At 70.8% G+C, this 13,789-nt stretch carries 10 protein-coding genes and 1 pseudogene; 3 read left to right on the plus strand and 8 right to left on the minus strand.

What is annotated here, in order from left to right; translation table 11 throughout:
- The 7 genes and pseudogenes from ABZT49_RS25465 to ABZT49_RS25495 all read right to left on the minus strand — a co-directional run.
- Positions 1-152 (minus strand): annotated as a pseudogene (locus ABZT49_RS25465) (IS256 family transposase); the annotation flags it as partial.
- 475 nt (positions 153-627) lie between these two features.
- Positions 628-1,380, minus strand: a complete 753-nt coding sequence (locus ABZT49_RS25470) for an ABC transporter ATP-binding protein (protein WP_355290159.1) — start codon at positions 1,378-1,380, stop codon at positions 628-630.
- Positions 1,361-3,166, minus strand: a complete 1,806-nt coding sequence (locus ABZT49_RS25475; RefSeq protein WP_355290161.1) for a branched-chain amino acid ABC transporter ATP-binding protein/permease — start codon at positions 3,164-3,166, stop codon at positions 1,361-1,363. The genes ABZT49_RS25470 and ABZT49_RS25475 overlap by 20 nt, the downstream gene beginning before the upstream one ends.
- Positions 3,163-4,023, minus strand: a complete 861-nt coding sequence (locus tag ABZT49_RS25480) for a branched-chain amino acid ABC transporter permease (protein ID WP_355290163.1) — start codon at positions 4,021-4,023, stop codon at positions 3,163-3,165. Before ABZT49_RS25480 ends, ABZT49_RS25475 begins: the two co-directional genes overlap by 4 nt.
- A gap of 24 nt (positions 4,024-4,047) precedes the next feature.
- Positions 4,048-5,244, minus strand: coding sequence for an ABC transporter substrate-binding protein (locus ABZT49_RS25485; protein ID WP_355290165.1), 1,197 nt, complete (start codon positions 5,242-5,244; stop codon positions 4,048-4,050).
- Between the two features lie 41 nt (positions 5,245-5,285).
- Positions 5,286-6,374 carry a mandelate racemase/muconate lactonizing enzyme family protein gene (locus ABZT49_RS25490; protein WP_355290166.1) on the minus strand — a complete coding sequence of 363 codons (1,089 nt, stop codon included), beginning with the start codon at positions 6,372-6,374 and terminating at the stop codon, positions 5,286-5,288.
- Between the two features lie 23 nt (positions 6,375-6,397).
- Entirely contained in the window at positions 6,398-7,507 is a 1,110-nt protein-coding gene (locus ABZT49_RS25495) for a mandelate racemase/muconate lactonizing enzyme family protein (protein WP_355290168.1), read from the minus strand.
- Between the two features lie 513 nt (positions 7,508-8,020).
- Here ABZT49_RS25495 and ABZT49_RS25500 point away from each other — a divergent pair.
- The 3 genes from ABZT49_RS25500 to ugpB all read left to right on the plus strand — a co-directional run bounded on the left by ABZT49_RS25500 (position 8,021) and on the right by ugpB (position 12,638).
- Positions 8,021-8,509 carry a DUF992 domain-containing protein gene (locus ABZT49_RS25500; protein WP_355290170.1) on the plus strand — a complete coding sequence of 163 codons (489 nt, stop codon included), beginning with the start codon at positions 8,021-8,023 and terminating at the stop codon, positions 8,507-8,509.
- 177 nt (positions 8,510-8,686) lie between these two features.
- A complete protein-coding gene (locus ABZT49_RS25505; RefSeq protein WP_355290172.1) occupies positions 8,687-10,981 on the plus strand; it encodes a HAMP domain-containing sensor histidine kinase in 2,295 nt (764 codons plus the stop codon).
- Positions 10,982-11,264: 283 nt separating this feature from the next.
- Positions 11,265-12,638, plus strand: coding sequence for a sn-glycerol-3-phosphate ABC transporter substrate-binding protein UgpB (gene ugpB / locus ABZT49_RS25510; RefSeq protein ID WP_355290174.1), 1,374 nt, complete (start codon positions 11,265-11,267; stop codon positions 12,636-12,638).
- A gap of 227 nt (positions 12,639-12,865) precedes the next feature.
- Here the strand turns inward: ugpB and ABZT49_RS25515 are convergent, their stop codons facing one another.
- Positions 12,866-13,786, minus strand: a complete 921-nt coding sequence (locus ABZT49_RS25515; RefSeq protein WP_355290176.1) for an amidohydrolase family protein — start codon at positions 13,784-13,786, stop codon at positions 12,866-12,868.
- Positions 13,787-13,789 lie beyond the last annotated feature (3 nt).

The following is a 13,789-nucleotide window of genomic DNA, read 5'->3' on the forward strand; positions in this document are numbered from 1 at the left end:
TCCGGGTTCTTCTCGCCGTGGGCGGCACCGGTCAGGCCGGCGACCTCCAGTTCCATCAAACGCTGCGCGGCAAAACCAATCATCTCGCGCAGCACGTCCGCATCAGCGCTCTTCTCAGCCAGGGCCCGCAGGCTCATCATGGCGTCGGTCATCGGGGGTGTCCTAGGTTCGAGGTTGGTGGCTCACAACCCGATCCTCACCCGTCACCACCGATGGCCACCCCCGCGAGAGATCCCGCCTGCTACAGCGCTGTGAGGGGCGCGCAGGCGGGATCTCCCGCTCTCGGCCAGCTACACCCACTCCAAGGGACTCGCCCCCCTCCCGTCATCATGGTTTGCGGAAACGAAGAATCGGACATCGCCGGGAGATGCCGGTCCGTGTGCAAGTTCGATCGATATTGCATGCCCGACCCACTACCCTATCCTGATGTATCAGTCGATCGGAGATCAACTGACCTCGAAGGATAGCTCAATAATCATAGAGATTGCTGGAGCCCTCCTTCGAGGCTGCTGCAAGCAGCAACACCTCAGGATGAGGTCGCGGGTGGGACGGACGGACGTCTCGTGGCGACATCCTCGCCGGTAAAGCGAGCCCCGGGAGAACGCCCGGGCCCCGCACCCACGCCCGTCAGGCATGCACCGGCCCGCCCTCGCCGAAATATGCCCGCTCCAGCCGCTCGTGCAGGTCGGGCGCGCCGGCCTCGGCGGCGAGGACGATCTGCCCCTGCGCGAGCGCGTAGATCCGGTCGGAGACGGCGCGGGCCTTCTCGACCAGCTGCTCGACCAGCAGCACCGCGGTGCCTTGGCGGCGCAGGCGGGTGACCACCTCGAGCACCCGGTCGACCAGCACCGGCGAGAGGCCGGCGGAGGGCTCGTCGAGCATCAGGAGGCGGGGGCGCTGCACCAGGCCCTGCGCCACCGCCAGCATCTGCTGCTGGCCGCCGGAGAGCGAGGCGCCCTTGTCGTGGCTCTTCGCGGCGATCTCGGGGAAGTGCGACAAGGCCTCGTCGATGCGCGCCGCACGCTCGGCCCGGGGCAGGTCGTAGGCGGCGAGCAGCAGGTTCTCGCGCACCGTCTGGGCGGTGAAGACGCGGTGGCCCTCGATGACGTGGGACAGACCGGCCCGAACGGCGCTCCGCGGCCCGGCGCCGGAGAGCAGCTGCCCCCCGAGGCGGACGGTGCCGGCCTGGACCGGCAGGAGGCCCGAGAGAGCGCGCAGCAGCGTCGACTTGCCGGCGCCGTTAGGGCCGAGCAGCGTCACGACCTCGCCCGCCCTCACCACGAGGTCGACGCCGTGCAGCACCCGGATCTTGCCGTAGCCCGCCTCCAGCCCCTGCACCTGGAGCAGGGGCGTCGCAGGATCATGCGCCGAGATAGGCACTGACCACCTCCCTGTGGCTGCGGATCTCCGCCGGCGTTCCGGCGGCGAGCACCCGGCCGAGATTGAGCACCGTGACCTCGTCGCAGATCGCGAAGATCAGGTCGGCATGGTGCTCGACGAGGAGCACGCCGATCCCCGCATCCGCCACCGCCCGGATCAGCCCGCCGAGGCGCTGGATCTCGAGCGCGGAGAGGCCCGCCGCCGGCTCGTCGAGGAGCAGGAAGGCCGGGCGCAGCATCAACGCGCGGGCGATCTCGAGGAAGCGCAACTCGCTGTGCTGGAGCCGTCCGGCCCGGACCTCGTCGAGGCCGTCGAGCCCGACCGCTCGCAGCGCGAGGCGGGCCGACTCGCGTAACTTGCGCTCATCCTCGCGGTGGCGCTTCAGCGCGAGCAGCGCCCCCGCGAGGGTGGCGCGCCCGTCGACGCTGCCGCCGAGCATGACGTTCTCGATGACGGTCGCCTCACCGACGATCCGCGGCGTCTGGAAGGTGCGGGCGATGCGAAGCAAGGCCCGCGCCTCCCGCGCCTCGGCGAGGAGCGAGCGGCCGCCCAGCCTCACCTGCCCCTCCTGCGGCCGGTAGTAGCCCGAGATGACGTTCAGCGTCGTGGTCTTGCCCGACCCGTTCGGGCCGATCAGGCCGTGGACGCCGCCAGGCCGCAGAGTGAGGTCGAGCCCGTCGATCGCCTTCACGGCGCCGAAACTCAACCGCACGCCCGTGAGGGTGATCGGTTTGGGCGTCGCGGTGCGCGCGGCGAGTTCCCGGAGCGCCGCCGCACGCGGGGCGATGCTGCGCTCGGCCGGCAGCGGCCGGCGCTTGCCGCGGTCGAGGAGGTCGGCGATGCCGCCCGGCAGCGCCACCACGATCACGAGGAGGAGGAACGCGTAGAGGAAGGTCGACCAGGCCGCGAGCGGGGCCGCCACCTCCGGCAGGATGGTGAGAAGGATCGTGCCGATGAGCGGACCCAGCACCGAGCCGCGCCCGCCGATCAGCACCGCGATGAAGAACAGGAGCGAGAGGTCGAAGGTGAAGGCGTCCGGCGTGATGTAGGTCTGGAGCGAGGCGAACAGCCCGCCGGCGATCGCCGCGACGCAGCCGGCGAACAGGAACACCGCGACGAGGAGGCGGGGCTTCGAAATGCCGACGGCTTCCGCGGCGACCTCGGCGTCGCGAATCGCCACGAGCGCCCGGCCGTAGCGGCTGCCCGCGACGTTGAGCGTCATCCAGGTGCAAAGAACCGCGCCGCCGAGGCAAAGGCCGTAGAACTCGAGGCGGGACTCGAAGGGCGCCGGCATCTCCGGCCCGGTGATGCCGATGCCGCCGCCGGTCACGTCCTGCCAAGCGAGCGCGATCTGCGTGACGATGGTGGCGAAACCGAGCGTCGTCATGGCGAAGTAGAAGGTGCGCAGCCGGAGCGCCGGCAGGCCGACGATCACCCCGACCACGGCCCCGACGATCCCCGCGCAGGCGAGCGCCGCGACGACCGGGAACGCCGGCAGGACCGTGCCGGCGGCGAGAACGCTGGTGGTGTAGGCGCCGACCAGCAGCAGGGCGACGTAGCCGATGGCGAGCTGCCCAGCGAAGCCGACAACGAGGTTGAGGCCCGAGACCAGGATCCAGTAGATCGCCGCCCGGGTGGCGATCAGCGTCCAGTAATCGTTGCCGACGAGCGGCACCACGAGCGCCAGGACGAGGATGGCGAGGAAGGGCGCGGCCGCGGCGAGGCGCCCACTGAAGCCGGCGCGGGCGGGGCTCTCCGAGGCCGCGACGGTGGACGGGGCACTCATACGCGCCTCGCCTGGGCGGAGCCGAGCAGGCCCTGAGGTGCGGCCAGCAGCACGACGATGAACAGGGTGAAGACCGCGACTGAGGCGAAGATGCCGCCGACGACGAAGTTCGCGGTCTGCTGAAAGAGTCCGAGGACGAGGCCGCCGACCAGCGCGCCGCGGTTGTTGCCGAGGCCGCCCAGCGCCACCGGGATGAAGCCGTAGAAGTTGAGATGCGGCCCGTTGGCGAAGAAGGCGAGCAGCAGCTCGCCGCCGGCATAGCCCGCGAGGGCCCCGATGCCGCCAGCGAGCGCGTAGCTCATCACCCGCAGGCGCCGCTCGGGCAGGCCGAGCGCGCGGGCGGCGAAATTGTCCTCCGCCACCGCCAGGAAGGCGTGGCCCAGCAGCGTGCGCCGGTAGAGGAGTTCGAGCCCGAGCACCACGATCAGGCAGGCGGCGACCGGCAGCCAGAACTTCTCGTCGAGGACGTTTTCCCCGAAGCCGCCGAGGAGGCGCGGGAAGGGCTGCGGCTCGGTGCTCCAGCCGATCGCCGTGACCTGCTGGATCATCAGGGCGAGGGCCAGCGTCGAGAGCACGTAGAGGTGCTGGTCGAGGCTCTTCAGCACCGGGCGCACCGCCACGAACTCGGTGATGACGCCGACGAGCGCGCCGCAGGCGAGCGTCAGGAGAAGCCCGAGCGGCCAGGGCATCCCGAGGCGAAGCGTGAACAGCGAGCCGAGCACGCCGCCGAGCATCCCGAGCTGGCCGGCGGTGAAGCTCATCACCCGCGAGGTCGAGAACATCGTGTTGTAGGTGATGCCGATCAGCGCGTAGATCGCGCCGACGGCGAGGCCCGAGGCCAGGATCGAGGCGAGCATGGCGGCGCTCCCCCTCCCCTCTCGTCAGGAATAGCCCGGGGCGAGCCGGAAGCTGCCGTCGCGGCCGGAATTGGCCGCCGACATCACCACCTCATCGGTCGGGTAGCCGTTATGCTCCTTGGGCGTATAGGTGTAGTCGCCGAAGATGCCCGGATATTTCGTCAGGCCGTTCCAGTGCTTGACGATCGCGTCGGGAGTGCTCGACCCCGTCTCCTCGACCGCCTTGGCGATCAGGCTCACCGCATCGTAGCCGGCCGCCACCCACCACAAGAGCGTGTCGGAGAGCGCAACCTTACCCTTCAGCCGGGCGACGAACTCCTCGCTGCGGTCCGGCAGCTTGCCGGATTCGCCGTAGGAGCAGCTGCGGTAGCCGATCGCGTAGACCTTCTCCCAGTTCGCCGGCTTCTCCAGCAACCCGCCGATCTCGCCCGAGGCCATCGAGGGGTGGCCGACGAAGGGCACGTCCCAGCCCATCCGGGCGCGGGTGTTGAACAGGCGGGCATCCATGCCGGTCGACACGCTCCACACCACCAGGGCCTCGGCGCCGGCATTGCGGGCGCGCAGCAGGTCGGGGGTCATGTCGGGCTGGGTCGAATCGATGTTGCCGAGATAGACCACCTCGGCCCCGTCCTGCTTGAACGCGGCGGCCGAGGCCTTGGCGGCGGTGACGCCGTAGCCGGTGGTGTCGCCGATCACCGCGACCCGCTTCACCTTCAGGACCTTCAGGCAGTAGCCCCGCACCGCGTCGTCCCACTGGGTGTTCGAGGGGGCGATGCGGAAGGCATTGGGGTACTTCGCCGGATCGATCAGGCTGTCGACGACGCAGGGATGGATGTTCGGCATCTTCGCCCGCGCCATGATCGGCGTGACGGCGAGCGATTCGCCCGAATTGGTCGGCCCCCAGATCGCGTGGACCTTGGCCTGGCTGATCATCTCCTGGGTGGCGTTGACCGCCTTGGTCGGGTCGCCTTGCGTGTCGCGGGTGACGAGCTCGATCTTGCGGCCCTTGACCCCGCCGGCGCCGTTGATCGCCTCGACGGCGAAGACCACGCCGCGGTTGAACCCGACCGTCGGGGCCGAGCTCGGCCCGGTCATCGCCGCGAGCCAGCCGATGCGCAGAGGCTCGCCCTGCGCCAGCGCCGGCCGGGGAAACCCGAGGGCTGCGGCCCCCGCGAGGCCGGCAGCATTCATCACGAGCGCACGACGGTTCGTCGTCACCATGGCGTCCTCCTCCCTCATGTTTCCGGCCGGCGCGATTTTATTTAAGCGCCTTGCCGCTCCGCGTGCCGGATCCGATCCACGTCGAAGGTGAAGCCGAAGCCTGGCCGCTCCGGTACGATGGCGTATCCGTCGGCGAAGTCCAGCCTCTCGCGGTACAACTCGGAGAACCACGGCATGACTTCGAGCGAGTGGGCGTTCGCCAGGGCGCCGAGCACGCTCAGGCTCTGCTCCGGAAACAGGTGGCTCGAGACCGGGACGTCGTGCGCCTCGGCGAGGTGGCCGACGCGCATGAACTCGGTGACGCCGCCGACCCGCTGGAGGTCCGGCATCAGGATGTCGGCCGAGCGCAGCTCGATCATCCGGCGGAAGCCGTAGCGGGTGTAGTCGGTCTCGCCGCTGGCGATCGGCGTGTCGAGCGCGGCGGCGACGCGGGCGAGGCCCTCGACGTCCCAGGCCGGCAGCGGCTCCTCGAACCAGGTGAGGTCGAATTCCTCCAGCCGCCGCCCGAGCCGGATGGCGTCGTTCTCCGTCAGCCCCTGGTTGGCATCGGCCATCAGGCGGATTTTCGGGCCGATCGCCTCGCGCACGGCCCGCACCCGGGCGATGTTCCAGTCCGGGTCCCCGGCCGAGAGGCGCATCTTCATCGCCGTGAAGCCCGCTGCCTTGAAGCTCTCGGCTTCCGCGACGAGTTCGTCGGTCGAGCGGTCGAGCCACAGCCCGCCCGACTGGTAGGCCGGCACCCGGGCGCTGGCGCCGCCGAGCATGCGGTAGAGCGGCAGCCCGGCGCGCTTGCCCGCGAGGTCCCAGAGCGCTCCGTCGAGGGCCGAGATGCCCATGACGGGCATCCCCTTGTGGCCCATGAAGTTCACGTCGCGCCAGGCCCGCGACCAGAAGCCCGCGATGTGGCCGGGATCCTCGCCGACCACGAGGTCGGCCATCTCGTCGATGAGCGCGCGCAGGACCTTGGTGCGCCGGTCGTTCAGCGTGAACACGATGTTCTCGCCGGCGAGCCCGTCGGCCCGCACCGTGACCAGGATGCAGCCGAAGGTGTGCAGTTGCCCGAGCGCCGAGCCGATCGGCCGCTCCGGGCGCAAGATGATGGGACGCGTCTCGACGCGGTCGACCTTCATGGCGTGTCCTTCCCTCTGTCGTTTTATGCCGTGCGGACGACCGGCCCGACCCGGTAGCGGTCGAGCACGCCCGGATCCGGGTCGCAGCCGAGGCCGGGGCCGGGGGGCAGCCGCACGTGGCCGTTCTCGGCCCGCACCCAAGGATCGAACGGGTTGGCCTCCATGTCGAGCCACAGCACCTCGACGAGGGGATCCTCGACGCGCGCCGCGACGACGTGCATCGTGGCGATGAGGCCGGGGCCGAAATACGGGCTGTGGGGCGCCGCCCGGATTCCGTGCGCCTCGCACAGGGTGATCACCCGCAGCATCTCACTGACGCCGCCGATCTTGGTCACGCTCGGCTGGGCGACGTCGATGGCGCCGGCCTCGATCAGCGCCTTGAAGCCGAACAGCCCGGCGGTGTTCTCGCCGGCGGCGATCGGGATGCCGCGGGCCCGCACCTGCGCGAGGCCGTGCACGTCCTCCGGCGGCCAGACCGGCTCCTCGAACCAGTACAGGTCGTGGGGTGTGAAGGCGTCGGCCATCTTCAGCGCCGCCTGGACGCTCCAGGCGCAGTTGACGTCGACCATCAGGGCAGCCTCGTGCGCCCGCGCCACCTCCGCGCCGGCCGCAACCGCCTCCTCGGTGACCTCGTGCAGCTTGATGTGGCGGTAGCCGGCGGCGCAGGCCGCCTCGACGTTGCGGCGCACGAGCGCGGGGTCGTGGTAGGCCAGCAGCGAGGCGTAGGCGGGAAGCCGCTCACGGATTCCGCCGAGAAGCTGAGCGACCGGCTGGCGCGCCCGCTTGCCGGCGAGGTCCCACAACGCCGTCTCGATGCCGGAGAAGGCGAAGACGAACGGGCCGTTGCGGCCGAGCAGGTGCGTGGCGTGGAGCACCGAGCGGGTCAGTGCCGCGACGTCGCCGGACGATTTTCCGAGCACGAGCGGCGCCACGATCCCGTCGAGGGCGGCGCGGGTGGCCTGGATCCCGGCATGGCCGAAGGCCTCGCCCCAGCCGACCAGCCCCTCGTCGGTCTCGACCCGCACCAGGAGGATGTCGAGATGGGTCCAGGCCTTGCCGGCGAAGGTGGCCGGCGGGCCGCCCATGTCGAAGGGCAGCGAGACGATCTGGGACTGGATGTCGACGATCTGCAATCGTGCCTCCTCGAATCGGCCTCGGTTCAACATCTAACACGATGGTCACCAGCCGAACCCGGATTTCTCGTCGGATGGACCGCGACGCATGTCCGGCTGGCCTCCCAAGAGTTCACGCGCACCGCGTCATTCCGGGCTCCGCTGCGCGGGCCCGGAATCACAGGCAGGGTGTCAAATCTGTAGGCCTCAATCAAACAGGCTCCCACACGGGAGAGGGGAACTGCGCTCAATCCTCGTCGCAGGATCAAGCGGACACTGCATGACAAGCTCGGTCCCGGCCCATCGTCACGTGTCGTGCCCGCCCTCGACTGTTGCGTCCCCCCTCCAATCTGACACCTGATTTTCGTTCGTAGGCGAACAAGCAACAATCGACGGAATAGTCATGCAACCGGGCCGACGTAGTTAACGCCACGCTCCGAGCAGAGACGAGCGGCGTCACGGATCCCCACGATCCGTCACGCCCGGCCGAGAAGGCCCGCGTCGAGAGCACAACCCGACAGGGATTTTCAGGCCATGAACGCCATCGTCGTCGCCTCCACCGCCGCGATCCTCGCCGCGACCGCCACCTACGCGCACGGCACCCGGCCGTCCGACCCGCTGCAGCCGGCCGGCACCCTGACCTGCACCACCCGGTCGACGGCCGGCCTGGTCTTCGGCCACACGCCGGTCGCCGATTGCACCTTCGTGTCGAGCCGCGGCGGCTTCACCCAATCCTACGTCGCCCTGTTCTCGCCGCTCCGGCGCCCGCGCGATGCCGCCGCGGCGGAGACGGTCCGGTGGGAGGTCATGACCCGGGACGGCTTCAGCCGGCCGGGCATGGTCAGCGGGTCGTTCCAGGCCCTCGCCGACCAGCCCGAGATCAGCGAAGCGGCGGGGGCGTCCGTCCGGGGCGTGCCCGTCACCCTGAGGCTCGTCGGCCATTCCGGGCAGCGGATCGCGCATTTCGCCCTCGCGACCCCGCGCATCGCCTTCGCGGCCGCGACCGAGGCCCTGGTGCGGTGAGACGGGCCGGGGCCCCGTGCGAGGCCCCTTGCATGAACCGACATCCCTGCCACCGCCCGCTTCGCGCGCGTGCTGGACAGCGGATCGACAGTTTTGCAAGACTTCTAGTCCGTCCCGTCCCGCGATGAGCTTTGGTCCAGGGTGCGCTTTCTCCGATCATCCGGCGTCGCTCGCCGCGTGTTCATCGTCGGCGCGATTCCGGTCGTCGTCGCGATGTCCATCGCCGTAGCGGCCTGGGCGCTGCTGATCGAAGCCGAGCGGGCCCGCGACGGGGCCGTGCTGTCCAGCGAGATGGTCCACACCTTCACGCTCCTCGACAAGGCGCGCGACGAGGTCGGCCGACGCGACGAAACCCAGGGCGATGCGCGCCGGCTTTTCGCCGCCCTGGCGGACAAGGCCGCGCTCCAGCTCGCGCAGCTCGGGCGGGTGGCCCGCACGGAGGAGCAGGCGGCGCGGGTCGCAACCGTGCAGCGCGACCTCGCCGCCCAGATCGAGCAGATGCACCGCCTGGCGCGGCTGGCGGGTGATCTCGGGATCGCCGCGGCCGGGATGGCGCGGCGGGCCGACCTGCTCGTCGCCCAGACCGATGCCGAGCGCCGGCGCCAGCAGGACGAGAATGCGCGCCTCGTCGCCGATCTCACCGCCCGGGACGCCGCCCTCGAGGTGAACCAGCGGGTCGTCAGCGCGCTGCGCGACGTCCGCGAGGCGATCTCGGCGGTCGAGCTCAACAAGACCCGCATCGGCCGCCCGGTGTTCCAGGTCGAGTTCGACGAGCTGGCCTCCGACATCGAGCTCCTCGACCGGACGGGCACGCAGCTGCACGCGGTGCTCGCCGGGGCGGCGCGCCGGGTCGAGGCCGGCCAGTTCGCGACGTTGCTGCGGTCGTACCGGAACCGGAGCCAGAGCGGCGATGCCGGGTTGAGCCGGGTCATCGCGGAGGGGTTCGAGCTCACCCGCGCCACCCAGTCGGGCCACGCCCTGATCGTCTGGTGCGACCGGCTGATCCGCGAGAGCGTCGAGGCGCAGAATAGCCTTCAGGCCGAGGTCGCCGGGCTGATCCGGCACTCGGTGTCGTCGAACGAGGCGGAGCTGACGACACAGGGCATCGCGCTCGCGGCGTTGCGGCTCGCGCAGCAATCGGCCTCCGCCCTCGACCGGGGCAAGGCTGCGGCCGCGGAAGCGGTCGTGACGGAGGGCGCCGACCTCGCCGCCCGCGCGCAGGACCTGGTGCTGCCCTCCGGCGTCCAGGGCGAGCTGACGACGGCGATCGCCGGCTGGCGCGCCCAGCTCGCCGCCACCGTCGACAGGATCCGCGAGCAGGAAACCCTGGTCGCCGAGATGAACCGCCGCGACGCGGTGATCGGCGCGAACGCGCAAGGCCTCAACCGCACCTTCATCGACGATGCCGACCGCGTCGGCACCTCGATCCGCCGGCTGCTCCTCGCCGGCGCGGCGGGGGCGCTGCTGCTCGGCACGGCGGCCGTCGTCGCCGTCGCCCGCTCGATCACCCGCCCCTTGCGCCTCCTCACCGGCAACGTCCTGCGGGCGACGACGGATTCGGGGATCGCCAGCGTCGGCCTTGTGAGCCGGCGCGACGAGCTCGGCGACATCGCACGGGCCTCCGACACCTTCCTCGCCGAGCTGCGGCGGCGCGAGGCGGGCTGGCGCGAGGCCGCGCGCCGGGCCGACGCGGCCCTCGTCACCCTGCGGCAGACGCAGGACGACCTCGTGCGCTCGGAGAAGCTCGCCTCGCTGGGGCAGCTCGTGGCAGGCGTCTCGCACGAGATCAGCACCCCGCTCGGGATCGCGCTGACCACCTCGACCCAGGTCCAGGGCGAGGCGAGCGCCTTCGAGGCGCTGGTGGCCGAGAACCGGCTGACGCGCTCGCGCCTGGTGCAGCACGCCGCGCGGATGCGCGACGGCGCCCGGATCATGACCACGAACCTGATGCGCGCCTCGGACCTGCTCTACAGCTTCAAGCAGGTCGCCTCCGACCAGGTGTTCGAGGAGCGCCGCGTCCTCGACCTCCGGTCCTGGATCGACGAGCTGCTGACGAGCCTGCGGGCGCTGACGCGGCCGGGGCGGCACGAGATCCTGGCGGAGTGCCCGGACGGCCTGTCCCTCGACACCTATCCGGGCATCCTCGCCCAGGTGCTGACCAACGCGGTCAAGAACGCGATCGACCACGGGACGCGCGAGGGACACCTCCTGCGGATCGTCATTACGGCGCGGCCCGAGCCGATGCGGGTCGTCCTCACCATCGGCGACGACGGTGCCGGCATCGAACCGCAGCACCTCGACCGCGTCTTCGACCCATTCTTCACCACCGCCCGCGCCCGGGGCGGGACGGGCCTGGGGCTGCACATCATCTACAACCTGGTCACCCACCGGCTCGCCGGCAGCGTCGAGATCCAGAGCACCGTCGGACAGGGAACCTGCGTGAGCGTGCAGCTGCCGCGGCAGGTCGGGTGAGCGGAGAGATGATCGATCACCGGGACGGTCAGACGCAATCGCCAGGATCGAAACCCTCCGAGTCATTCCGGGGCCGCGCAGCGGAGCCCGGAATCCAGAACCGCGGATGGTACAGAACAAGGCGGACAGCTCTCCGCTTCATTCTGCACAACCTGCGTGTCTGGATTCCGGGCTCCGCTTCGCGGCCCCGGAATGACGCGGAGGGCTTCAAGTCCGTGCAAGCCAATCAGTTAGGTTCTCGAACTCAATTAAGCCGAAGCCATCGAAGACCAAGGGCAACGAGATGGACAACTTACCACCCCGGCACGGCAAGAGGGCCAGGCGGCCGGCCAAACCCGTCCTGCGCGCCCTCGCCGGCCTCCTGATCGGCGTGACCGCCTCCCTGTCGGCCGTCGCGGCCCGCGCCGCGACCGAGCTTCAGCTCTGGCACTCGCTCGACGGGGCGAACGGGGCGCTGGTCGCCCGGATCGCCGAGGAGTTCAACGCCTCGCAGACCGCCTATCGCCTGGTCACGATCTACAAGGGCCCCTATGCCGAGACGATCAACGGCGGCATCGCGGCCTACCGAGCGGGGGCGGCGCCGCACATCCTGCAGGTCTTCGAGGTCGGAAACGGCACGATGGCGGCGGCGATCGGGGCGGCGCGGCCGGTCGCGGAGGTGATGCGCGCGGCCGGGCGCGGGATCGCGCCCGACGCCTTCCTGCCGGTGATCGCCACCAACTACCTCGCCCGCGACGGCGGCATGCTGTCCCTGCCCTTCAACATCTCCGCCATGGTGATGTGGATCAACCTCGACCGGTTCGCCCGCGCCGGCCTCGACCCCGACCACCTGCCCGAGACCTGGCCGCAGGTCTTCGAGGCCGCCCGGGCCTTGAAGCGGGCCGAACCGTCCCGCTGCGCGCTCTCCACCGCCTGGCCGACCTGGGCGCATATCGAGCAATTGTCGGCCTGGCACGGCAAGCCGGTCGCCACCCGGTCGAACGGCCTCGACGGCTTCGACGTCGAGCTCGTCTTCAACACGGCGTTCCAGGTCCGCCACCTGCAGAACATCGTCGACCTGCATCGCGAGGGCGCGTTCACCTATGCGGGCCGCACCAACCGCGGCGAGGCGCAGTTCGTCTCAGGCGAGTGCGCGATCTTCCTCACCTCGTCGAGCCTGTACGGCACGATCGCGTCGCAGGACCGCTTCCGGTGGGCGATCCGGCCGATGCCGTACTATCCCGAGGTGGTCGACGCGCCCCAGAACGCCATCCTCGGCGGCGGCTCGCTCTACGTCATGCAGGGCAAGACGGACGACGAGTACGCGGGCGTCGCCGCCTTCCTGGACTTCGTGCTGAGCTTCCCCGTGCAGGCGCTCCTCTACCGCAACACCGGCTACGTGCCGGTGACCCGGGCGGCCCGCGCCGACGCCGAGGCGGCCGGCTTCTACACCCGCCACCCGATGCTGGAGGTGGCCGTCGACGCGATCACGCACCGCCCGCCGACCCGCGACACCGCGGGCCTGCGGCTCGGCAACATGCTGCAGATCCGCGATCTCTGGGCCGAGGAGATCGAGGCGGCGCTCGCCGGCACCAAGACGCCGCGGCACGCCCTCGACGACGCGGTGGCGCGCGGGAACGCGGTCTTGCGCTTGTTCCAGCGCCGGACGGTGCGGTGACCGTCGCGTTGCCAGGGCACGCGCCCAGGCCGACACCACTCAGTGTCATCCCGGGGCTCGCCGAAAGGCGAGAACCCGGGATCCATAACCGCCGACGCGTGTAAGACCGAGCGGGAAGGCTTCCGCCTCGTCCTGAAACCTCGGCGTTTATGGATCCCGGGTTCCGCTGCCGCGGCCCCGGGATGACATCGAGGGGTGCAAGACTGTCGTGCGAGTTGGGCAGGCCCTCAACGCGTCGCAGCCACCGCCACGCCATACACCCGCCGCGCCGTCCCGATGAAGAACGCCTCCTGCTCGGCCGGGGCGAGCGGCGCGACGATGGCCTTAAAGCCGTCGATCATCGGCGACAGCTCGGCGCACAGGCTGTCGACCGGAAAGTTCGAGCCGAACATCACCCGGTCGGCCCCGAACAGGTCGATCAGCGTCCGCACCACCGGCCCGTTCAGCTCCGGCGTCCAGGCCTGATCCGGCTGGCCGAGGCCCGAGGCCTTGACGGTCGCGTTCGGGCAGGCGGCGAAGCGGGCCAGCGCGGCGCGCCAGCGCCCGAGGCTGTCGGGGTCGCGGCGCGCGGGCAGGCCGGCATGGTTGAGGATGATCGCGGTCGCGGGAAAGTCGCGGGCGAGAGCGACCGCCTCGTCGAGGTTCCACCACGGCGTCTGCAGGTCGAAGCGCAGGCCGTGACGCTGAAGAAGTGCGTAGCCGGCCCGCCAGGTCTCGTCCGACATCAGGGTCCGGCCCCGCCCGACCGCGTCGGGCGAATCCGGCCCGCCCGGCTTGTGGCGCACGCTGCGCACCAGCGGGCAGGCCGCCTGTCCCGCCAGCACGGCCGCGACGTCGTCGCGGTCGAGCCAGGCCTGCGCCACGATGGCGTTCGGCAGGCCCCACTCGGCGGCGAGCCCCGCGGCGTAGGCAGTCTCGCCGAGCGGGTCGCCCGGGTCCCACTCGGTCTCGACGTAGACGCTGGCGACGATGTCGTGCGGGGCTGCGTCGCGACGGTAGTCATCCGGCAGGTAGCGCCGCTTGATCGCCTCGTAGTCGCCGTAGCGGAACGGGATCCGCACGCCGGGCTTCAGCCAGGGATGCGGGTTGCGGTCGGGCTCCCAGAAATGCTGGTGCGCGTCGAGGATCGGGCCGTCGTAGCGGGACATCGG

It is taken from the genome of Methylobacterium sp. EM32 (assembly GCF_040593685.1).
Lineage (GTDB): Bacteria > Pseudomonadota > Alphaproteobacteria > Rhizobiales > Beijerinckiaceae > Methylobacterium.

Coding starts and splice junctions, on each gene's coding strand:
- ABZT49_RS25490 (WP_355290166.1), bottom strand. CDS start 6,374: ATGAAGGTCGACCGCGTCGAGACGCGTCCCATCATCTTGCGCCCGGAG.
- ABZT49_RS25475 (WP_355290161.1), bottom strand. CDS start 3,166: ATGAGTGCCCCGTCCACCGTCGCGGCCTCGGAGAGCCCCGCCCGCGCC.
- ABZT49_RS25500 (WP_355290170.1), top strand. CDS start 8,021: ATGAACGCCATCGTCGTCGCCTCCACCGCCGCGATCCTCGCCGCGACC.
- ugpB (WP_355290174.1), top strand. CDS start 11,265: ATGGACAACTTACCACCCCGGCACGGCAAGAGGGCCAGGCGGCCGGCC.
- ABZT49_RS25480 (WP_355290163.1), bottom strand. CDS start 4,023: ATGCTCGCCTCGATCCTGGCCTCGGGCCTCGCCGTCGGCGCGATCTAC.
- ABZT49_RS25485 (WP_355290165.1), bottom strand. CDS start 5,244: ATGGTGACGACGAACCGTCGTGCGCTCGTGATGAATGCTGCCGGCCTC.
- ABZT49_RS25515 (WP_355290176.1), bottom strand. CDS start 13,786: ATGTCCCGCTACGACGGCCCGATCCTCGACGCGCACCAGCATTTCTGG.